The 21,870-nt window shown below is 38.6% G+C and carries 19 protein-coding genes and 2 pseudogenes; 7 read left to right on the top strand and 14 right to left on the bottom strand.

Annotation, left to right across the window (positions count from 1 at the left end):
• The first annotated feature begins 29 nt into the window (after window positions 1–29).
• Complete coding sequence (locus M3206_RS07325) at window positions 30–230, top strand: cold-shock protein (protein WP_066292711.1); 201 nt, start codon at window positions 30–32, stop codon at window positions 228–230.
• A gap of 216 nt (window positions 231–446) precedes the next feature.
• Entirely contained in the window at window positions 447–1,307 is an 861-nt protein-coding gene (locus M3206_RS07320) for an STAS domain-containing protein (RefSeq protein ID WP_251311866.1), read from the top strand.
• Window positions 1,308–1,346: 39 nt separating this feature from the next.
• On the opposite strand, the gene M3206_RS07315 is transcribed toward M3206_RS07320, so the two are convergent.
• The 3 genes from M3206_RS07315 to M3206_RS07305 all read right to left on the bottom strand — a co-directional run bounded on the left by M3206_RS07315 (window position 1,347) and on the right by M3206_RS07305 (window position 4,711).
• Window positions 1,347–1,970: a methanogen output domain 1-containing protein gene (locus tag M3206_RS07315; protein WP_251311865.1), complete on the bottom strand. Its 624-nt coding sequence runs from the start codon at window positions 1,968–1,970 to the stop codon at window positions 1,347–1,349.
• 183 nt (window positions 1,971–2,153) lie between these two features.
• Window positions 2,154–3,563: an amino acid transporter gene (locus M3206_RS07310; RefSeq protein ID WP_251311864.1), complete on the bottom strand. Its 1,410-nt coding sequence runs from the start codon at window positions 3,561–3,563 to the stop codon at window positions 2,154–2,156.
• Between the two features lie 224 nt (window positions 3,564–3,787).
• A complete protein-coding gene (locus M3206_RS07305; RefSeq protein ID WP_251311863.1) occupies window positions 3,788–4,711 on the bottom strand; it encodes a DMT family transporter in 924 nt (307 codons plus the stop codon).
• A gap of 210 nt (window positions 4,712–4,921) precedes the next feature.
• Here M3206_RS07305 and M3206_RS07300 point away from each other — a divergent pair, with 210 nt between their 5' ends.
• Window positions 4,922–5,824, top strand: coding sequence for a LysR family transcriptional regulator (locus tag M3206_RS07300; RefSeq protein WP_251311862.1), 903 nt, complete (start codon window positions 4,922–4,924; stop codon window positions 5,822–5,824).
• Here M3206_RS07300 and M3206_RS19180 read toward each other — a convergent pair.
• The 5 genes from M3206_RS19180 to M3206_RS07280 all read right to left on the bottom strand — a co-directional run bounded on the left by M3206_RS19180 (window position 5,819) and on the right by M3206_RS07280 (window position 11,230).
• A complete protein-coding gene (locus tag M3206_RS19180; RefSeq protein ID WP_425590715.1) occupies window positions 5,819–5,998 on the bottom strand; it encodes an aspartyl-phosphate phosphatase Spo0E family protein in 180 nt (59 codons plus the stop codon). The two genes, M3206_RS07300 and M3206_RS19180, sit on opposite strands and share 6 nt — an antisense overlap.
• Window positions 5,999–6,468: 470 nt before the next feature.
• Window positions 6,469–7,374, bottom strand: coding sequence for an AEC family transporter (locus M3206_RS07295; RefSeq protein WP_251311861.1), 906 nt, complete (start codon window positions 7,372–7,374; stop codon window positions 6,469–6,471).
• 230 nt (window positions 7,375–7,604) lie between these two features.
• Complete coding sequence (locus M3206_RS07290) at window positions 7,605–8,873, bottom strand: PTS ascorbate transporter subunit IIC (RefSeq protein ID WP_251311860.1); 1,269 nt, start codon at window positions 8,871–8,873, stop codon at window positions 7,605–7,607.
• Window positions 8,874–8,900: 27 nt separating this feature from the next.
• Window positions 8,901–9,164 (bottom strand): PTS sugar transporter subunit IIB, encoded by a 264-nt coding sequence (locus M3206_RS07285; RefSeq protein ID WP_251311859.1) that lies wholly within the window; start codon window positions 9,162–9,164, stop codon window positions 8,901–8,903.
• Complete coding sequence (locus M3206_RS07280; protein ID WP_251311858.1) at window positions 9,161–11,230, bottom strand: BglG family transcription antiterminator; 2,070 nt, start codon at window positions 11,228–11,230, stop codon at window positions 9,161–9,163. Before M3206_RS07280 ends, M3206_RS07285 begins: the two co-directional genes overlap by 4 nt.
• A 378-nt stretch (window positions 11,231–11,608) precedes the next feature.
• Between M3206_RS07280 and M3206_RS07275 the strand changes: the two genes are divergently transcribed.
• The gene (locus M3206_RS07275; protein ID WP_251311857.1) at window positions 11,609–12,088 is read left to right on the top strand and encodes an NUDIX domain-containing protein; all 480 of its coding nucleotides are present in this window, start codon (window positions 11,609–11,611) and stop codon (window positions 12,086–12,088) included.
• A gap of 33 nt (window positions 12,089–12,121) precedes the next feature.
• Here M3206_RS07275 and M3206_RS07270 read toward each other — a convergent pair whose 3' ends face one another.
• The 6 genes from M3206_RS07270 to M3206_RS07245 form a co-directional block, all read right to left on the bottom strand.
• The gene (locus M3206_RS07270; protein WP_251311856.1) at window positions 12,122–13,408 is read right to left on the bottom strand and encodes an alpha/beta hydrolase; all 1,287 of its coding nucleotides are present in this window, start codon (window positions 13,406–13,408) and stop codon (window positions 12,122–12,124) included.
• 150 nt (window positions 13,409–13,558) lie between these two features.
• Window positions 13,559–14,797, bottom strand: coding sequence for an ATP-binding protein (locus M3206_RS07265; protein ID WP_251311855.1), 1,239 nt, complete (start codon window positions 14,795–14,797; stop codon window positions 13,559–13,561).
• A 209-nt stretch (window positions 14,798–15,006) separates the two neighbouring features.
• Window positions 15,007–15,714, bottom strand: coding sequence for a DNA alkylation repair protein (locus M3206_RS07260; protein ID WP_251311854.1), 708 nt, complete (start codon window positions 15,712–15,714; stop codon window positions 15,007–15,009).
• Between the two features lie 90 nt (window positions 15,715–15,804).
• Complete coding sequence (locus M3206_RS07255) at window positions 15,805–16,230, bottom strand: SRPBCC family protein (RefSeq protein ID WP_251311853.1); 426 nt, start codon at window positions 16,228–16,230, stop codon at window positions 15,805–15,807.
• 193 nt (window positions 16,231–16,423) lie between these two features.
• Window positions 16,424–18,463, bottom strand: a complete 2,040-nt coding sequence (locus M3206_RS07250) for a molybdopterin-containing oxidoreductase family protein (protein WP_251311852.1) — start codon at window positions 18,461–18,463, stop codon at window positions 16,424–16,426.
• A gap of 393 nt (window positions 18,464–18,856) precedes the next feature.
• Window positions 18,857–19,543 carry an HAD family hydrolase gene (locus tag M3206_RS07245; protein WP_251311851.1) on the bottom strand — a complete coding sequence of 229 codons (687 nt, stop codon included), beginning with the start codon at window positions 19,541–19,543 and terminating at the stop codon, window positions 18,857–18,859.
• Window positions 19,544–19,913: 370 nt separating this feature from the next.
• Here M3206_RS07245 and M3206_RS07240 point away from each other — a divergent pair.
• The 3 genes and pseudogenes from M3206_RS07240 to M3206_RS07230 form a co-directional block, all read left to right on the top strand.
• A pseudogene (locus tag M3206_RS07240) lies at window positions 19,914–20,963 on the top strand (IS1595 family transposase).
• A gap of 34 nt (window positions 20,964–20,997) precedes the next feature.
• Window positions 20,998–21,543, top strand: coding sequence for a DUF4871 domain-containing protein (locus tag M3206_RS07235; RefSeq protein WP_251311850.1), 546 nt, complete (start codon window positions 20,998–21,000; stop codon window positions 21,541–21,543).
• Window positions 21,544–21,704: 161 nt separating this feature from the next.
• Window positions 21,705–21,870: pseudogene (locus tag M3206_RS07230) on the top strand (IS5/IS1182 family transposase); the annotation flags it as partial.

The raw sequence follows: 21,870 nt of genomic DNA, 5'->3' as shown, positions 1-21,870 counted from the left end.
GCGAAACGGCACGACAGGAGGCAACAAACATGGAACAAGGTAAAGTTAAATGGTTTAACGCAGAAAAAGGTTTCGGATTCATCGAGCGCGAAGGTGGAGACGACGTATTCGTACATTTCTCAGCTATCCAATCAGAAGGATTCAAGTCATTAGATGAAGGTCAAGACGTGACTTTCGAAGTTGAACAAGGTCAACGCGGACCTCAAGCGACTAACGTACGTAAGGCGTAATAGCCTAAATAGATAAACAGGACTCTCTCGTAGAGTCCTGTTTTTTTTGCCTCTAATTATATATCGACATTCTTTTCCAGTGTTTCATATCTATTTAAATCATTTCATATTTCTCTTTATTATTTCATAATTTTAAATATTTTTCTGTATTTTCAAACATACCTATATTGTTTTTGCTACAATACAATTAACGTCTTAAAACATTAGGAGTAGCAAATGGATCTTCATAAGAAACAAAAGGCAGATCAGATTGAAATCGGTAATAAAATCAAGGAAAATGCCGAATATATTGCAAAGAAAATCACCAAAATGATTACAGATAATGAAATGTATGTTTCACTTCATAAGATCGATCAAAAGCAGGATGAACTAGAAGCATCCATTACTTTTATCCAATTAATCGGAGACGCAATTTCTGAAAAAATCATGGATCCGAAAAAGACGATCGCTGAGTGGGGTGAAAAGGTTGGGGAAGCTGCTGTTCATTCAGGACAGCCGTTAAATCAATCCTTAGAGAATACTTCTTATTATCGCCAATGCATTTGGGATTTTATAAAAGAAGAAGGTTCTGTTAAGTCCATGTCAGCAGAGACGGTTTTACATATCTCCACCACGATGAATCCGATGATTGATTTTGCGGTACAAGCGTTCAGTAAGTCCTATGTAAACAATTATCGTGAGATCGCTGAAAAGTTTCACTTAACCCTTCAGGAGCTTTCCGTTCCCGTCGTTCCGTTATTCCCTGGCGTAGCTGTACTCCCGGTTATAGGTGAAGTAGATACAAACCGCGCAAAGATTTTATTGGATACCACTTTGCAGCAATGTGTGGATAACGAGATCACTTCATTGGTTATTGATTTATCAGGGGTAAGCTATATTGATACAATGGTCGCTCACCGTATCTTTCAGCTTGTTTCATCATTAAAACTTCTAGGAGTGAAAACAACACTAACCGGTTTAAGTCCTGAAATTGCTCAAACTTCTATTAGTTTAGATTTAGATTTTGAAGAGATCACGATAAAAGGTAATCTGCTTCAAGCATTAGCTGATTATGGATATGGCAAAATTGATAGATAAAAAGAACAGACTCCTGCCAAGGCCTGTTCTTTTTATTTTTTATGATCGTTTGCTCTTTAGTTCTTCCAATTCCTCTAAAAGACTCATAACCATTTCATCACTTTTTTTCAGTTCATAATTAAGCATGGTAATGGTCTCTTCTTCCCAAGCAAAGGGATCACCGTGTTCTGGTGTAATCGAGATATTTTGATAGATATCGCCTTCTTCTTTTTCATCTGGCTCAAAGTAAATAGCTATTTCACAGTTCGGCTCTCCAAGTGCAATTCTCTTACGCAGCGAGACTTTTCCATAACCGAAATTTCGTGCTGCAATGCCACCAAATACGCTTGAGGTCATTTTGCATAGATGAGGAGCATCCATGACTAACTCCCCGAAAGGACACTCTTTTGCACGAACTACTACATGGTCAGAACTCACACTGACAATTTCAAAATGCCCGCCGATTGAATTTTTCAAATCCACAATAACATGAACATAGTGCTCAACCGTCCAGTGCAGAGGATCTTCATAAAAATTTTCGATCCATTCACCAGTTCGTAGCCCTAGCTGTTCGATATATTTTTCAGCAGCGGGGCCGATTGTTTTTTTATGAATGAAGGCATATTGAGTAATAAGTTTTGCCAAAAAAGTGTGTCCATTTAATTCACCTTTTGAAAGGCGCATAACACATCTACCCTTTCTTTTATGAATTACATGCTGTTCTCTCATAGACTGTTCTCATAGATTGGAAAGATATGGACAACACTCTTTGGATACCCGATTTCCAGATATTAAAACCATAACTTTTTAACCATTTCATAAAATATAAAAAAGAGACTTACTAGAAGTCTTTTTTTTAATACCTTATTAATCAATATCTTTTTCAAGCTTGGAATGTCTCTTTGAATAGATGAAATAAACTACAGAACCGATCAATAACCAGATAAGAAATCGTACCCAAGTAGCTCCATCAAGCTGGAACATTAAGAATCCGCAAAACAAGATCGCAAGTAAAGGAATCCAAGGTACACCAGGACATCTGAACGCACGAGGCAGATCAGGCTGAGTTCTTCTAAGGACAAGTACGGCCATAGAAACCAGCATAAATGCAGACAACGTACCGATATTAACGAGTTTTGCTAGTTCATCAAGCGGAATCAATGCACCCATTAGTGCAGCGACGATTCCAAAGAACCATGTAGAACCGTATGGTGTACGGTACTTTTTATGAACGGTTCTAAAAAATTTCGGCAATAGTCCGTCACGTGACATCGCATAGGATACACGAGTCTGGCCGTAAAGCATAACGAGCATAACCGTTGTCATACCCAAGATTGCACCTACATCTACTACACCTGCTACCCAATTTTGCCCTGCCACCTGAAGAACTAGTGAAATCGGATGATCTTCGTTTCCTTTAAAATCAGGGAACGGTACAACCCCCGTCATGATACCGGTTACAATAACATAAAGGAACGTACAAATAAGAAGCGAATAAATAATTCCTTTTGGAAGATCTTTATTTGGATTCTTCGTTTCTTCAGCTGCTGATGCAATCGCATCAAACCCAATGAATGCAAAGAATACCAATGCTGCTGCAGCAAAGATTCCTTCCATACCGAATGGCGTAAATGGCGTCCAGTTCGCAGGTTTCACATAAACAACAGCTACCGCAATAAACAATAATACAACCGCAACTTTGATTACAACCATGATGTTGTTTACTCGTTTTGACTGCTTAACACCTATTGAAAGTAAGAATGTAATCAGCATAACAATTAAAAATGCAGGAAGATTAAAATAGGATGTTAGATCTGGAACTGCACCAGGTGCTGCACTGAGAGAATCCGGAATGTGAATGCCAAAACCTTTTAATAGTGATTGGAAATAACCTGACCATCCAACAGAAACGGCACTAACGGCCAGTAAATATTCAAGAATTAAGTCCCATCCAATGATCCATGCCAAGAATTCTCCCATCGTTGCATACGTATACGTATATACGGATCCCGAAACAGGCACTGTCGAGGCAAATTCAGCATAAGACAATGCTGCAAACAAACAGGCCAAAGCGGCAATAATGAACGAAAGAATTAGGGCAGGTCCAGCTGTTAACGCCCCTGCACCAGTAAGGACGAAGATCCCGGTTCCAATGATTGCCCCAATACCAAGCATGGTTAAATCCCAAGTTCCGAGTTCTTTATTTAGTGTAGTTCCTGTTTTAGAGGCTACTACTAAATCAGAAATACTCTTTTTACGAAAAATACCATTTTTCATAAAAACCTCCATAAAAATGTTTTTAGATTTGTTTGTAAATTCGCGCAAATCATACAATATTTTTCGTTAACTTTCGACACTTTTTGGAGCGATAGAAAAAATTGCTAACTTACTCGCTCATTTTTACAAATATGCCCATGTTCATATATCGTTAAACGAAACCATCTTATAAAAAAAGATGATTCCACTAAACCGAAATCACCTTTTTGCGTTTTATTTTATTTTCAAGAAAACTTCTCTTTCATCGCTGATGTTTCCTTTTCAGGAATCGCCAGGAAAATAACAGCCATCACAATAAACGCTCCGCCTAAGAGCTGATACATGCCAAACGATTCATTCAACCATGTGATGGATAGAATCGCAGCTACAAGCGGTTCAATGCTTGACAGCAGGCTAGTTTCCACAGCGGACAAGTATTTTAAGCTTCCAATATAAAGAACAAAAGAGATTGTGCCGCTTAGGATGATCAACAAAAGCATGAAAGATATTTGGAGCGTGAATGAACCTGATATTTCTGACAGATTAAATCCTGGATTTGCAACATAGAGGACAATCCCGCCAATCAGCATTCCCCACCCTACCACAATCGACGTACCCCATCTCTTAATGAGTGAAGCTGGATGCAGTGTGTAAAACATAAACCCGAGCGCCGTTAATCCTCCAAACAAGATGGCTTTCTTGGATAAGACAATGTCCTGTACAGATCCATCCGTAATTAAATAATAAACACCCGCTAGTGCTGCAAATAAAGCCATAAACTGCATAGATGATGGCCATTTTCTGTTAAGTGTTGCAACCCACACCATGATAAGAACAGGACCAAGAAACTGAAACAACGTAGCGGTTACAGCATTACTTATGTACACTGTCTCGATAAACGCATATTGCGCCCCGAGCATACCCAGGACCGAAAAGATAATGAGTTGGAACGCTTGACCTGGATGTTTCCAAATCGTAAAGACATCGTGTTTTGATAAAAATAAAAAACTTAAAAGAATGATTCCCGCTACTATTAACCGAATAACGAGATAGTCAGCAGATGTTAGACTCGTTTTTTGAAAAAGCCACTGAATCATAGGACCAGAGATCCCCCAAAGCGTGGCACCACTAATGATCATCATTAAGCCGATTTGTCGAGACCGTTTCATGAAGCATACCCCCTAGCTGCAACTTACCTGTATCTTACGAGAGATTGATAGATATAGAGGTTATTATAATGAAGTTCTGATTCGATAGAAAGTATTTTCTATCTGAAATCATTTTGGTCACATTTCCCATTTCCTATAAAACTAGTTTTTAAGCTAGAATGAATATAGAAGCTTTTTCATTAACGTCTGCTTAACTAAAGGAGAAATGATATGAATTTGGAACAGATTAAATACATTGTAGAGGTCGCAAAGGAAAGCTCAATCACAAAAGCTGCTGACAAGCTTCATCTGTCTCCTTCTGCGATCAGTCAATCAATCACTCAACTTGAAAAAGAGTTTGGTGTCTCGATCTTTACGCGTTCCAGACATGGCACACTCCCTACCGCAGAAGGAAAGGTTATCGTATCTAAGGCGTATGAGATTCTGCATAAGATGGATGAGTTGCAAAAAGAGCTTTCAATGAAACAAAAAGCGGATAGATTATCATTAAAAGTAGGCTGTGCACCGGCACTCACCTATATTGTGTATGATGCTTTTATTCTATTTCATGAGCAGTTTCCTGAGGTTAATGTGATGATCAAAGAAATCGATCAGGAACAGATTTTAGAAGAATTAAAGAACGGGACGATCGATATTGGATTGAGTTCTTTTACAGAGTATGAGTTATCTTCTATGGAGCATAAGAAAGGAATTGGCTCGGAGCCTCTCTACACGGGTTATGTTTGTGTTTGTGTGGGAAAAAAATCTCCTCTTTACTATAAGGAATATGTATCACCTGATGAACTGGATGATCAAAAGATCGTTATTTACAATTCAAAAGGCGGAACAACTTTTAATGATACGTATTTCAATCATAATCAAATTCTCTTTTCATCAAACAATGTTGAAGTATTGCGATCCGCTATTCTAGACGGACATGCGTTTTCTTTCGTATTGAATTTTACCTTTAAAAAGAACGCAGATGTACTTAATGGAAATCTAGCTCTTATCCCATTTAAGAATCCAGATTTGATCTTACAAGATTTTTGGGCGCTCTATCCTCTTACTAAAGGATTCACAACAGAAGCAAAAGAATTTGATAGAATCGTGAGGTATTTACTTGATCAATCATAAACAGCTAGGGGGCATCGTTTTCTTCTTTAATGTGCTCTTTTGATAATACAAGATTAACTTATCCAACATCTGACTTTGTCTTACAAAATCATGGTTCGAAAAATCATTTGTGCTTGGTCTCAATTCATACATCTTTTGACGGCATCTTTTGATTTCTTGCAAAAGTAATTGCATCTCATAGTCCATAAAAGCAATCCCTTTCTAACATACTTAGTTATTCCATTTTCTGTTTATAGTACAAGAATAGACCGCATCCCAATTTATGTAAATTTAATCTTTTTTAATAGTCTTTCAGTATTTGTGAAGCTATGTAAATATAGCGGTTTATTGAGTGAGTTCTCCTTTCTGTCTTAAATTTCCGCTTCCTCACCCATTAATGTCCAAACCCTTGAGACAAGCCTGCATAAGATATAGAGAAGGAGGATGTATGGTATATTCTCCTTCCTAGTTTCAAAATAGGGGGGTGTCTATTTTGATTCGAATCAGCCTACTTGAAGGTTTTTTTGCAAATAAAAAACAATCGAAAAGCAAGAAGACTAGCAAAAAACAGAGTGCAAATTAATTAACTTATGTTATAAAAGAGCTGACCGGAGGGTCAGCTCTTTTATATGTATATTGTGGTCCTGTGTATTTTAAAACGTTCATTATAAGAGGATAGCGAGTAGAACAGGCAACGTTATTAGAGAAAGTAACGTGCTCACTAATGTTGCACTGGATACGAATTCTGGTTCTGTCCCGAATTGAAGTGCATACATGGTAGTATTTGCCGCCGATGGCATGGCCGCCATTAAAATCATGATGGCTTTTAGCATCGGATCGATGGGTAAAAAGAGAGTGATACCAAATGCAATCAATGGTGACACGAACAACTTTAACAAGAGTGAGTATGTCAGCTTTTCCACTTGAACATGCCGCAATGAAATTTTCGCAAGCTGCATCCCTAAAATGATCATGATGGTCGGAATTGCAGAGTCAGCAACGAGATCAAGAGCTTCTGCAACAGAGCCTTCTATTTTAATACCCAACTGTTGAAAAATAACTCCAGCTACCGCTCCATATACGATCGGCATTCTGACTACGGCCCTTAGTGCAGACGAAATGCCATCATTTTCCGGACTTCCCTTAGCGGCGTAGTAAATGCCTACTGTGCACATTACCAGCTGTTGAATGACCATGAGAACAACGGCATAATCAAGACCTGCAGCACCAAAAGCAAAAAGAGCTACCGGCGTGCCGTAGTTACCGTTGTTCATGAAAGCAGACGCGAGAATCATCCCGCATGTCTCGCGTGTGTTATATTTTTTGAGGAAGCATACCACATAAACCAATGCAATAAGTGTGAAACAAAGAACAAGCGTATAAATAAGCATATATCCATATGTACTCGTTAACGTCGTTTCGTAAAACGTGCGGAATACGAGGAAAGGAGACATAAGATAGAGCGCCATAGTGGAGAGCGATGGTGTATCAAAGCCGATTACCTTTTGCCCAATAAACCCAATAGAAAAGATTGCAAAAACCGGCAAGACGATACTCAGCAGTTCTAACATGAATAAACCTTCTTTCTTTTTCACTTCTTCAATTTACTTGTTTTATCGTAACATACCGCGAATAAAGAACGATTAGAATGAGCTCAGGTTCATAATACCGAGAATATAAGCAAGATAAAGATTAACGATATACCATATATTTTTTAGCAAAATCCATAAATCAAAAAAGCATCCGTTCATTTAAAACGGCTGCTTTTTTTTACTTCTCTACTTATGATTATTCTATTGCTTTAGGCTAATCCGAATAGTTTCATAATACTTAAAATCAATACTCCAATTATACCGAAATCTGAATCTCCAAATGTCGTTCCTTCAAAACCGACATCCCCTAGTAACACCAATAAAATCGCAGGCAAGAAACTAATGATAAGGCCATTCGCAAATGAGCCGAACATCGCACCTCTTCTTCCACCTGTGGCATTTCCAAAAACACCAGCAGCAGCACCAGTAAAGAAATGTGGAACTAACCCTGGGACAATTACTTTCAAACCAACAAGTGGAAGAATAAACATTGAGATCATACCGGCGATAAAACTAAAGAGGAAACCAATAATAACTGCGTTTGGTGCGAATGGAAATACGGTTGGACAATCAAGGGCTGGTTTTGTATTAGGAGCGACTTTGTCAGCAATCCCCTTAAAGGCAGGGACTATTTCAGCAATCAACATACGTACTCCCGTTAATATAATGTATACTCCAGCCGCAAAAGTAATGGCTTGCATGAAGGAAAATACAATAAAATTAGAACCATCTGATAGTTTTGTCTCAATAAAACTCTGTCCGGCAAATAAGGCTACAACAACGAAAAATATGGTCATGGTAAGCGAAACGGCTACAGATGTGTCACGTAAGAATCCAAAGGATTTTGGTACTTTTATCTCTTCAGTCGTTTTCTCTTTATTCCCAAACCATTCTCCAACTTTTGCAGAGATATAATAGCCAATGGTTCCAAAATGACCAATTGCAAAATCATCGCCTCCTGTTATTTTTCTAACATAAGGCTGAAGTAAAGCTGGAAAACCAACCATACAAATTCCTAATATGATTGAGCCGGTAATAACGAGAGGAATACCATTCATTCCTCCTACAGAGAGAGAAACTGCAATCAAACATGCCATGAATAAGGTATGATGTCCTGTTAAAAAGATATATTTTAGCGGAGTAAAACGAGCGAATATGATATTGACGATCATACCAAAAACCATGATTAGTGCCGTTGAAGTTCCAAACTTACTTTGTGCTGCAGCTACTATAGCCTCATTATTTGGGATAACCCCTTGTACATGAAAGGCATGATCAAACATTTGGCTAAATACATCAAGCGCTCCGATTAAAACTGTAGCTCCTGCACCTATGATGATGAAACCCATCACTGTTTTCAATGTACCTGATACTACATCTGCAGCAGATTTACGCTGCAGGAGTAAGCCAAGGAGAGCAAAGAGCCCAACTAGAATAGAAGGTGTACCTAAAATATCTTTCATAATTAAATCTAGCATCTTTTCCCGCTCCCTTCATCACATTCCTTAAATATGTTTTTCTAACTTTGTTTTGATTTCTGAGATATTCATCATATTTTCTAATGTAACGATCGTTCGATCTCCATCGTCTAGCTGTCCAACAATGTCAGCAGCTCCTATATAAATATCTGCTGGAACCGTTTTTGCTGAAGCCAAGTCCGTATGATCTACCTCCGCTGTTTTCCCCATTTCTGTTAAGGCTTTCTTCACATTTAGCTCCATGATAAAGCTGCTTCCTAATCCATTTCCGCATACAACCATGATCTTCATTTTGTTTCCTCCTTTGAATACTTTTGAATGTAATTTAATAGAACGGATTTATCTTTACTTTGTAAAATATCCTCAATGTTCGCTGGATCCCCTAATAATGTCGTCAACTGAACAAGTGCACGCAGGTGTGATTCACTATCAGCGGCCGCTAAAACAATAATGAGGCGGACAGGCTTGCCAGGTGCAAATTCTACCGCTTCATCCAGTTTTAATAGACTCATTGATAGGGAGCGAACGCCTTCCTCAGGGCGTGCATGTGGTATAGCGACTCCTGGTGTTATGACGACATATGGTCCGTTTGCCTCAATCGATTCAATCATTGACTCTACATAACTTTCTTCTATTGTTCCTAGCTCTAATAGTGGTTTTGAAGCAGTACGTATACCTTCTTTCCAATCAGTAACTTTTGCTGCTAATTGGATCGTTTGTGTTGTTAGTAACTCCTCTAGCACCGGCTTCTCTTCCTCCCCAAACTGAAGTTTCGTATTTTTCTGTGCGAATGTATACATATGTGTTTGTATAGCTTTTTCTAGATCACTTTGATTATGGATCGTTGTATATTGTCCAATTAGTTCGATCAACGAATTCACGTCTAAGTTCTGCAAGGTATATCCATATAGCCTCTGCATTACATGTTGACGCAGTTTATGCTTGTCCTGCACCTCTAGAATCGGAGGTACAACAAAGAGGAGTGCTTCTGTTCTGAGGTGAACCGTCGAAAATACGAGATCATAGGACAATGGATAATCTGCTGCATCCCTGACAGACAAGACATCTAAGAACAATATATCGGGGAACAATTCTCGCAAGGTATATACCAAAATATTACTTATGCCGATCCCATTTGGACATACAACAATCGCACGCTTTCTTTCATCAAGAGTTGTTCCTTGTTTGCGAAGCCATCCTCCGAAATGAATGGTAAAATAGGCAATTTCATCATCAGAAACCGGATATCCTATCACATTTTCGATTGGTGATAACGACTTTTTCGTAACATGATAGAGTTCTGGATACACTCTTTGAATTCGCTTTGTCATATTATTAATAAGGGTTACACGGTACTTCAATCGATAGTAAGCAGGTTTAAAATGTACGAATAATTGATCGTAAAATTGTTCCTTATCATGCATGTGCACAAATGCTAACCTCTCAAATTCTTGAACTACTTTCTTTAGTAGATCTCGAAGGTCTTCATTACTTTCTTGTAGAGGAGATGCATCTTTTGTCCGATTCATACTCATCAGGTGTACAGTAGCGTACAATTTCTCACTTTGACTCCATTCCGCTATAAAGGTATTGGATTGAGTCATTTCTTCGACAAATCGGTACTCTTTCGTAGAGGTAAGCTGTTCCCAATGATCTATTGAATGAATGGTTTCTCCTCTAGCGATTAGGTGGTCAGTGGATAAGAATAGATAAACGAGTTCCTGCAAGCGTTCATCACTAAATGTTATTCCCGATTGACGCTCAAACATCATCAGCTGTTTCTGAATATCGTGCATTCTTTCCTCATGCTCTCTCCATACACACTGTGTGATAAGAGAAACATTTCCGCTATTCAAAACATCACGAATGAGCTGCTCAACAACATACCTTTTTTGATTGCTGTCCCCTTCAATTACATAACCAATTTGCTTAGAATATTTAATTTTCAAGCCACTCTTTTGAGCAACTTCCTTAAGACGCTGCAGATCTTTTATGACGGTGTTACGAGAAACACCTGAAATAGATTGAAAGTGATAAACGGACAAGAGTTCCTGACTAAGTAGAAGGATAAGATAAAAAACAGTTTGCCTGTCTTCTTCCGAAAAAACATAAGTCCGTTTCGTGAGCTTTATGTCTAAGGAGTCAACTGCAACTTGATCTTGCAAATAATAACCTGCATTTTGATCATAGACGATTGGACGATATCCATGAGATTCAAGCCAATCGTTTGTTTTTCCAATTCCATATTGGAGCTGTCTTCGCGTCAGACCAGTCTGTGCTATTAGTTCGTTCATTTTAAGGTGGGTTGATCGTTGTAATAATCTTATTAAAATGGCACTGCGTTCATCTAACAGCATTCAATTATCCTCCTTGTTATTACTGTAACGAGTTTTTTATGAGATTTATATCCTTTTACAGACCCTTTATTGTCAATGCGCCTGCACAATAATAGCCTCTACTATTCTTTGAAATATCCTAGGCACATTTTGAAGGTTTTATTGCAGTATAAAGCCAAACAAAGAGGTGCTGTTTATCAGCACCTAGCATTAGGTTTTTAGTAATGAATATTTACATTAGTCTCATTTTATAAAGGTATTACTTTATTATAAACCAAGGTTAGATTTACTTTTTATGGTATCCTATTTACAGTAACTTTTAGTAGAACGAGCTAGATAGTTGAACATCATTCTATCATCATTCTAAAGTAAACATTTTGATTGGAAGAAGGTAAAAAAATGTCTGGTCATATCCGAGTAAGAGCTGGTGCAATCATTATTAAAAATAATAAGATTTTATTAACTGAATTCAATGACCCCTATAGAGGAGTTTTTTATGATTTGCCTGCTGGTGGAACTGAACCAAAAGAATCAATTATTGAGGCCGTAATAAGAGAAGCAAAAGAAGAAGCTAATATTGATATTGAAGTTGGTCCATTAGCATTTGTATATGAGTACGCACCGCATTTGAACAACGAAAAGTATGGAAAGACCCACACTTTAGTTATGATGTTTGAGTGTACCTTGAAAAAAGGGTCTATACCCAGACTCCCTGACAAACCTGACCCTAATCAAACTGGCGTAAAATGGATACCTATATCCGAATTAGAGAATGTAGAACTTTACGCTAAAATAGGAAAACAAATCAAAGAATACATAATAAATAAAAGAAATATAGATCTGCTCGAAGAACATAAACTTTTACAAAAAACGATATAAAGTAAAACAGCTGCCTGTTTCGGCAGCTGTTCTTCATTTTTTCGGTTCAATGCGTACAGATAACTGATCTCCAGCTTTACGCGACGAGAAGTTGAGTTCAAGATGGAGTCTTCCGTTTTTATCAGCAAACGCTTGAATCACTTTCTTGCCCTTCGCCCCACTGATCTTTACTTTATGACGGGCACCCGGCTTAAACCATGGTGCTGTTGTGATACTTGCTTTTCCAGATCCGATGAGTTCAAATCCTTTTGGTGAAACATTGGAAAGCTTTGCAAATGCCATTTCTTCTCTTTGAAACGCCACTTGCCATTCATAGATGGTAAATGAATCTTCGGCTGATTTATAAGAAAAAGGAATGGGTGCTGGCTTCGGGTTATTAAAGATGTCCATTAACCGAGGAAGTGTTTGATGCAGATCTCGCTGCCAATACCCCCACGTATGTGATCCAGGACCATAACTGTCCCAAATGTGTGGAATCTTCAGTTCATCTAATCGATCATGAAGGCTTGTTGACATCGCGAAACACGTTCTTTCAACCGGAGATTCCAAACCTTCATCTAAAGGACCTCCCGCTTCGCCATTTCCTGTGTGAATGGCAAGATCTACATCTTCAAGATTCTCAGCGAGATCCCACGGGTTATGGCTTCTCCAGATAATCTCATGTGTTTCTCGATTACCCCAAACGGTACCTGGAGGAACTTTTTCTTGATCTTGAAAAATCGTCTTTTCTAAAAAATCCGGATCTAAATTCGTATCAAGGACTCCTGAGAACGAAGCGGCTGCTGCAAAGAGATCAGGGTGACGGGCCGCATAAGACATCGCTCCAAAGCCTCCCATGGATAAACCAGCCACTGCTCTACCGTCTCTCGTACCCTTCGCACGATAATGGTGTTCAATGAAAGGAATTAACTCTTTCAAATGATATTCCTCCCATTTTGGAGGTCCATAAGCTCCCTGGTTGTACCAATCCGAATAGCTTGCTCCTCTGCCCGCATCAGGCATCACTACAATCATCGGCAGGTCTTCGGTTACCTGTTCAACATCCGTACGGGCTGTCCATGCTTTATAATCCCCGCAACAACCGTGCAGCAAATAAAGAACCGGGTACGTTTCATCGGACTCTTCATACCCCGATGGCAGCAAGATCTGAAGTGAAGTATCTTTTCCCAGTGCCGGACTTTCAAGGGTAAGCTCGTGAAGCCGGTCACTGAGTGGAATGTCGGAGATTAATTTCACTTCTGCTCCTACTGCTGGACCGCTTGGAGAGAGTCCAAAGATTAATAAAACCACCAGCATACATTTAGCGATCATCCTAATCATGTCGTGTTCTCCTCTCACTATTTTTTTCCGTAGATCACCTTATTCACGAATAAGATTACAGTCAAAATACGAGATAGACAATGAGACGAAATACTCGACATTCAGAGAAAGTGGATTGGGTATTTCTAACTGATTCTGTAAAAATATGATTTATTTAGAAGGAAGATTGATAGTAAAACACGTTCCTTTTTGTAATTCACTTTTGATTGTTATGTGCCCACCCATCTGCTTTATGATTTGGTGGCAAACGGTTAACCCCAATCCTGTTCCTTTTTCTTTGGTAGAGTAATAGGGGCTTCCTAGTTTTTTGATCTGGTCTTGCGTTAATCCCACACCGTTATCTTTAATCTGAATGGATATGAAACCTTTGGCATTTTTTGCGGCGGATATCCAGATCTCCCCTTCGCTTTTTATCGCTTCAATCGCATTTTTTATGATATTGATTAACACCTGCTGAATTTCTAATTTAAGTCCCTCGATTTTGAGAGAGGGTTCGACGTCCTGTGAAATATGTATACTGTTTAAAATGGCATACGAATGCATGACGTCGATGGATTGCTTAATGACAGAAGTCAAATCTATCGTTTCATATTGATCGGTCTGAGGCTTTGCAAGAGCTAAATATTGATTAATGATTTCTTGAGCTCGGTCTAGTTCCTCAATGGAGATGCTAATGTATAATTGCTGTTCCTTCGTTAGATTTTCTTTTTGCATCAATTGCATAAAGCCCCTTACAGAAGTCATCGGATTGCGAATTTCATGTGCAACAGAGGCCGCAAGCTGGCTGACGACATTCAATTTTTCAGCTTTAATCAACTCTTGTCTCATTTCTATTTGCTCATTCATGTTTTCAATTAAATAGATGATCGCAATCAGAGTAGCCAAAATAATAAGGGATGAGCTTAATTCAAAAAAAGTTTCTCGGTCATCTCCTCTCAGCTGAAGAAAAACCGCTCTTGTGACCGGGATCGTTAAATAAAACAAACTGACCACGATGACTTTTCCTTTCAGCCGATATTTATGGAACCATTTGGAAACAGGGAGCAACAATAAACAAAAAATTAGATAATTGCCCAATAAAACGAATATCTTCTGGTCTGTAAAATAACCAGTGATGAGGAGGGCTAAAAATGAAGCAAAACCTGCTCTTTTACCTCCGTATAAGAAAGATAAGATGATAACGACTGCTTTAAAATCATACTTATAAATTTCAAAATGATGAACAGGTTGGCTCATTGTGAAAGTGAGTATAATCAGCATGAATAGAAAAAATTTAGATTTAATCTTCTTACGCCTCTCTTCTCTTTCATTGAAGAAGACCTGATAAATAAGGATGGTAAAAAGAATGAAGACCACATGCAAACACATGCTTTGAATTGACTCCCACATAATGTTCCCTACTCCCTCGTTTTACGTTCTTTTGTTTTTCGACAAAATGTAGGAAATTCCTTTTATATAAAGGTGAATTTTAGGTATTTATGTCTAAGTTTTTAATAGTAATTAAAGGCTAGTAATTAAAAAAAAACAGGTATGCTCACTAGCGTACCTGTTTTTTAATACGTATATAAGCGACTAAATAACCAAAAAAGATGAGGTGTTTAACATCTCACATATTTACGTTTGAAACCAATTCTCCCTTTATCAATATCTTTTTGAATACTTTCGAAAGCATTTAGAAAACTACTCTTTTTCTTTTCCCTTTTAACTTCTACAGGTCCTACTGCTTCAGCGGTCTCAAGAGCTTTTTCATGGAGTGGTATATAGGAAACTCCTACTGTATAAATAAAATTATTCATTGCAGATTTTGTGCGTTCAGGTGAATCGTGGATTTTCTCTTTTACTTGATCAAGCATACTAGCAATCTTGTCTGGATTAAATTCCGTATCCGGACGATTCCCCAACAGCCAGCAGTAGCAGCTCCAGCCCCCTGACATGCGCAACTCTTCGCCGCTTGCAATCCATTTATCAGCAACTTCTTGTGCGATGTCTGATTCAGATAGAGTTACCGCAACCACATAATCAGACAACATATAAAAATAGGCGTCATCCATCCAACGATCAAAATCTGACTCTGTCATTGCTTTTGGATCCGCAATAATTCCTGCAAAGTACATCGCGTCATAATTTCCTGTAGCATATAGCTCTTCAGCCAAAGCTTGATCTTTTTTGATTTTTTTGGCGATCGGCTTCATTTGTCCCGTAGCTACACCAAAAAGCGGCTCGCGTGCACCGTTTGATATGTATATCTTCTTGGTGCGTTCTTTACGGAGAGCTTCAAGCTCTTGCATCACTTCTTGTACATTCATCTTGTATCCCTACTCCCTTTTAATCATTTAATAGTTTTCATTAAAAATGCATTTCTTCTCCTTGAAGAAGAAATGCACGATCTAATAGAATTAGAGGTTTTCGCTATACGTTTTAAAATTGTCCAGAATCGCCTGCCAACCTGCTTCTTGCATTTCGGTCGGATTGCTTCCTTCTGCCTCAAACTTTTCGATTACTTTCGTGTTGTTTTCATTGTTGATAAATGTAATTTCAACTTTTCTTCCATCATCAATCGTGTAAGAAATATATTCATGAATTTTCACTTCGTCATAAACTCCGCTAAAATCAAATCCGAAGCTGCCATCTTTCGCTTCCATTCTTGTTAGAAACCTTCCGCCTACCCTTAAATCGTTCTCCGCTTTAGGCGCATGCCAATCATCAGAAGCAAAATTCCACTTTGTGGTATGCTGGGGTTCCGTCCAATATTTCCAAACTTTCGCAACTGGCTTTTGGACTGTCGTTTCAACTGTTATGGTAACTTTATTACTTGTTTCCATATGAATACCCACCTCTCCATAATAGGATACATTCTAATAGAATTCTAGTAAGAACGGACAAAGGATCTAGTTGAATGTTGTATTCCATATGGATGAGGAAATCTCCTCCTCTATCTTTCTCAATAAAAAAAATGCATTTCTCCTTTTAGAAGAAATGCATGCTTTTATTCACTGACTGCTAATGAGTGAAATCCTATAACCTTTCGATCGATACTCTCCCCGAGAAAAAGGTAGCACCACCGCCCATATCGGAAATCCGATCAGGTGTGAGTTTGTTTACAAGATGTTTTGTATCATCTTCTGCTCCCCAGAGACCTTGCGTAACAGCTACACCTGGTAAAACAGTGTCTCCAACACTCGCCTTGAGAACACATTCTCCTTGTTCATTCCAAACTCGAACCTGCTCTCCATCAACTACGTTCAATTTCTCAGCATCTTTACCATTCATCACCACGACAGGCTCTTTTTCCAATTTCACATGTTTTTTCTGGTTTGCAAATGTGGAATTCAAAAAGTTATGGTTCGGCGCTGCAATAAACTGAAACGGATGATCGGAGTCTTTTATTAAAGGCACATAGGTTGGTAATGGAGGATAACCGTCTTGTTTCATCTTTTCAGAATACAGTTCAATCTTTCCGCTCGGTGTAGGGAGTCTTTCTGGAAATTTCACGTCTGCCTTAAGGTACTGATGTTTCGTTAAGGCCACGTAATTGATCTTCTTCATATAAGGATTCATCGGCTTTTCTAATGATTGAGCGATTAATTCTTCATCCCTCTCATCAAAAGCCTCCTCAGAAAACCCCATTCCCTTCGCCAAGAGCCTGAACACTTCCATGTTTGATTTCGATTCCTCAAATGGTTCAATTACAGGTTGCTGTAAATGAATATAGTGATGCCAATACGATGTATAAAAATCTGTGTTTTCAAAAGAAGAAGTTGCAGGCAATACAAGATCTGCATACTTTGCCGTTTCTGTTAAAAAGAGATCATGAACGACCGTAAACAAATCATCCCGTTCTAATCCTCTCTGAACTTTATTGGCAGCTGGCGCAACGACAGCAGGATTAGACCCATAAACATATAGGGATTTAACGGGCGGATCATCTAAAGAAACCAATGCCTCTCCCAGCAAATTCATATTAACCACACGTGTTTTTTTATTTTTTAACAAGTCAGGCCGTTGCAATTTATTTGTATCGTAGGAAAGGTAAGCCGAATTCCCTTTGATCGCCCCTCCACCTTTTACGAGCCATTGCCCTGTTAAAGCTGGCAGGCAGGCGACCGTTCTGACAAACATACCGCCATTGTCATGATGCTGCGGACCATTTCCAATGCGGATAAAAGCAGGCGAAGTTTTTCCGTACATTCGTGCAAGCTTTATAATATCCTCCACCGGTACGCCTGTTAGGTTCGATACGGTTACAGGATCATACTGCAAAACATGTTCACGCAATTCTTCATGTCCGACGGTGAACTGCTCCAAAAATGAGGCATCCACCATACCTTCAGCAAACAAAACATGCATCAGACCTAACGCGAGAGCTGTATCCGTTCCAGGTAGAATAGGAATGAACCAATCAGCCAATCGAGCCGTTTTGTTTTTATGGACATCGATCACAACAATTTTAGCGTCATGCTGTTTTCGTGCTTGTTGAGCAAGAGTGGCTTGATGCATGTTCGTACTAACCGCATTTACTCCCCAAAAAATAAACAGCTTCGTATGGATCGTCTCTTCAGGATCTATTCCATAACTGCCACCCATCGTATACTTGTAGCCTTCAGAACCCGCAGAGTTACAGATACTTCTGTCAAGTTGAGAAGCTCCCAGTCGATGAAAAAAACGGCGGTCCATACTTTCAGCAACAAGCTTTCCCATATTTCCGTAGAAGCTGTATGGAAGAATACTTTCCGGACCGTCGCTTTTCAGCAGCTCCTTCCAGTGGGTCGTAATCGTATCTATCGCTTCTTCCCAGCTGATTCGGACAAACTTTCCTTCTCCTTTTGAACCAATTCGCTTCATCGGATATTTCAGCCGCTTTTCATCATAGATCCGCTCTGTCATATTTCGAACTTTGTTGCAAATAAACCCCTTTGTTACAGGATGATCGGGGTCCCCCTCAACCTTCGTGATCCTTCCATCCTTTTTATGAAGAAGCAGCCCGCATTGATCCGGACAATCTAGTGAGCATACAGAAGGAAAAATTCCGTTAGGGCTATCTATAAAAGAAGACATAGACCGTTCCTTTCTATTGGTGTCACGCAAACAATTTGTTGGGACAATTTATACTTACCAATCTTGGATTTGTTGTTATATCTTACTGTCGAATATTTCAGACTTTATATAAGGTTAACAAATGATACCCATGGCCTCAAGAAACAGTTTATAACTTCAATCTTAAATAACCTGTCATCCCATTAAGTTTGGTAAATAATAATATCTACATATAAAATAACTACCTATAAATAAGGCCGCTAATAAAAAGAAGATAATGGCTAATGATTTATTCAATGAGGATCATCCCTCCTCATATTAATTAATCCTTATTGCGTTCCATTACATTCATTAAAAAGGAGTACTTCTCCTTCATAGAGAAATACTCCTTTTTCATGTTGGACTTATAATGACTTATATAGAACGTTGTACAGCCTTTTCCATAGTTTCGATGATCAGCTTCAACTCGGACAGGTCATCTATGGAGTATTCAGCTGCTTCAGCTTTATCCCAGTGAGGGCTTGTTTTCCATACGGCTACCATTCCAGTATCTCTCGCAGCTTCTACATCATTTTTGGGGTGATCACCTACGAACATGCACTCTGTCGTTTTAACGTTCAATCGCTCTGCAGCTCTCTCGAACACGATAGGATCGGGCTTCCTCACACCTTCCATCTCCGAGATCAAGATATCATCAAAGTATTCCTTTATTCCTAATGCTTTAATGGTGTCATTTTGAAACACACCGTATCCGTTCGTGACCAATCCAACTTTCAAGCCTTTTTTCTTTAATTCTTCAAGCGTGCTAACAAGGTTTGGAAAAGGAGTACAATGATGTTTGAACTGTGTCATGTAGTCATCAAGCATTTCGCCCGGCGGCATTCTCCTTACAGCCAGTTCTTCGGCTAGCTTCAGATACACTTTATCCTTATACACATGTCCGTTCTGTTCCAGCTCGATAAATTTATCTGCAAATACTTTTTTCGGAATATGGGAAAGCACCGATGACAATCGGGTATGCTGATCCTCTATAAACTTTTTCACCGATGTCTCACGGTCCAACAAGGTGCCATCCAAATCAAACAATACAGCTTTTATCAATTTAACACTCTCCTATCCTTTTAATCACTTTATAAAGGATAGGTACCCTAATTTACGACTCTGCACGCTTCTTATAGCCTATTTAACGGTAAAAATATAAAACTAAGCCATGTAGGCATCAAAGATCCGTAGAGAATTTTCTCGATTCGTATTTTATTATTCTGTTACACGTTCGCGCAGGACTACCTCATTTTCGCGCAAACTTGGAGATTTAGGTCCTCCTAAGAAACGTAAAACGGCTCAAGATGGTGGTGTTGATTCATCAAAACGTCCTTTTTTCTTTTTTGATAGGCTATGTTAAAGGTCATTGTTGATATTTGCATAATTCGAACAAATGTTCTATAATGTAGTCATCAAACATAAGATGGTGATGACTTTGAGAGCAACCGATATCCTTAAAGCTATTTAAAAACTTAATCCAGCGGAAAAACACCGATTACGGGAGTATTTAATTGGTGCTCTTACTGCATCATCCTCAACAGGAACGGTACTGCAAGAAATCTCTGAACGTAAGAATAAGGAAGGCTATCGCTGTCCTAATTGTGAGTCAGAGCATATTGTACGATTTGGAAAATATTCTACTATCGTGGATGGTGAAGAGGTGAAAAAACAGCGTTATCGCTGTAAAGCTTGTAGTATGACGTTTACAGACCTCACCAATACGGCATTATACCGAACTCGTCACCTCAATCGTTGGCTTAAATTCATTGAATGTATGATTGAAGGTTATTCTCTTCGCAAATCAGCAGAGTTGATTGGTAATGTTTCTCACGTCACCTTGTTCTACGGGAGGCACAAGCTTTTATGTTCGTTAAAACAAATTGAAATATCAAATTTCGAAGGTATCGTTGAAATGGACGAGACCTATTTCCTGTACTCTGAAAAAGGACAAAGAAAGATTAAAGACAGAAAGCCTCGTAAACGAGGAGGTTCCGCTAAGAAACGCGGAATAAGTAATGAACAGGTATGTGTTTTGGTCGCAAGAGACCGAGACAAAGTGACTTTCTCGCAGACGTTAGGAATGGGTAGATTGACAAAGGAACAATTAGACAGAGCTATCGGGAATAAACTCTCAAATGAAAATGTGTTATGTACCGATGCTTGGCGTGCATTTAAAACCTATGCTAGTGAAAAAGGTATGCCTATTTATCAATTCAAGTCTGATGGGAAAGTTCGTACAAAGGGTCTCTATCACATCCAGAACGTCAATAACTACCATCGAAGACTCAAAGGATGGATACAGCGATTTAACGGTGTGGCGACCAAGTATTTAAACAATTACCTCGCTTGGTTTCAAGTGTTAGAGGGCATTCATCATCAGCGAAATGAAGTCACGATGAATGATATGATGATAAAAGGGAATTTAATTCCAAGTGTCGAAACATATGATACGCTTAGGTTATCTAGATTTACGATTTAATAGAAGTTAGATGAATCGTGGAGGAGTGTTCTATGTGAAAAAAAAGCTTCTAGCTTTATCTCTGTTTCTAACGATAGGTATAATGGCTGCTTGTACTCCTAGTAGTAAAACTGCAAAAGACTTAGAAAAACCAAAGGAAAAAAATGAGGCTCAAGAAAGTACAAATGAGATTAAAGAGATAACGTCTGAAGGGAACTGGGATTTGTCATTAACATTTGACCATTCAGTTGTATATGAAAGTGGTGAAAAAGGTTCTTACGAGATTGTTGGAAATAAAGACACAGTTGGCTTTACTGGACCATTTCCGATTAAAGAAAAAGATTCACAGAAATATTTTTGGTTTTATTTCGGAAAGGAAAACGTCTATGATAAGCCAGTAAAAGTAAAAGCCATTAAAAAAGGTACAAAGGAACTTGTTGATATACTTTCAGGACCAAGCACCTTTTATGAGAGTGCTGAGGTAAGCCCTGATAGCGTAAATATGCCCTCACATTTAAGATTTCCATCAGCAGGGGTATGGAAAGTCCTCATATACATTGACGAGAAACTTTATGAAGATATTGTTGTAGAAGTTGTATAGAAAATTATCTCCTTGAGGAATAGGTACGTAAGCAAAATAAGAAAGTTATAAAAAAATAGAACTTCCTCGGAAGTTCTATCAGCTTGTAGACAAAGTATCATGTCTACAAGCTTTTTTTATTGTACAATTAACTTAGATAATGTTTGAGGGGAGAAATATACATGTTATCTAAGCATTCTACTGAAGGGCGTCACCAAGTTACTCTAGCAGCTCTTGACGAGCTTGTACCAGAAGACCATCTAGTGCGAAAAATCGATCAAGTCATGGATTTTGACTTTATTTATGATGCGGTAAAACATACATATTCTTTGGATAATGGCAGACCAA

The sequence above is a fragment of the Fictibacillus phosphorivorans genome (genome assembly GCF_023715845.1).
Lineage (GTDB): Bacteria > Bacillota > Bacilli > Bacillales > Fictibacillaceae > Fictibacillus > Fictibacillus phosphorivorans_D.
Note: the sequence above shows the minus strand (reverse complement) of the source record. Positions and strands in the feature narration are given on the sequence as shown.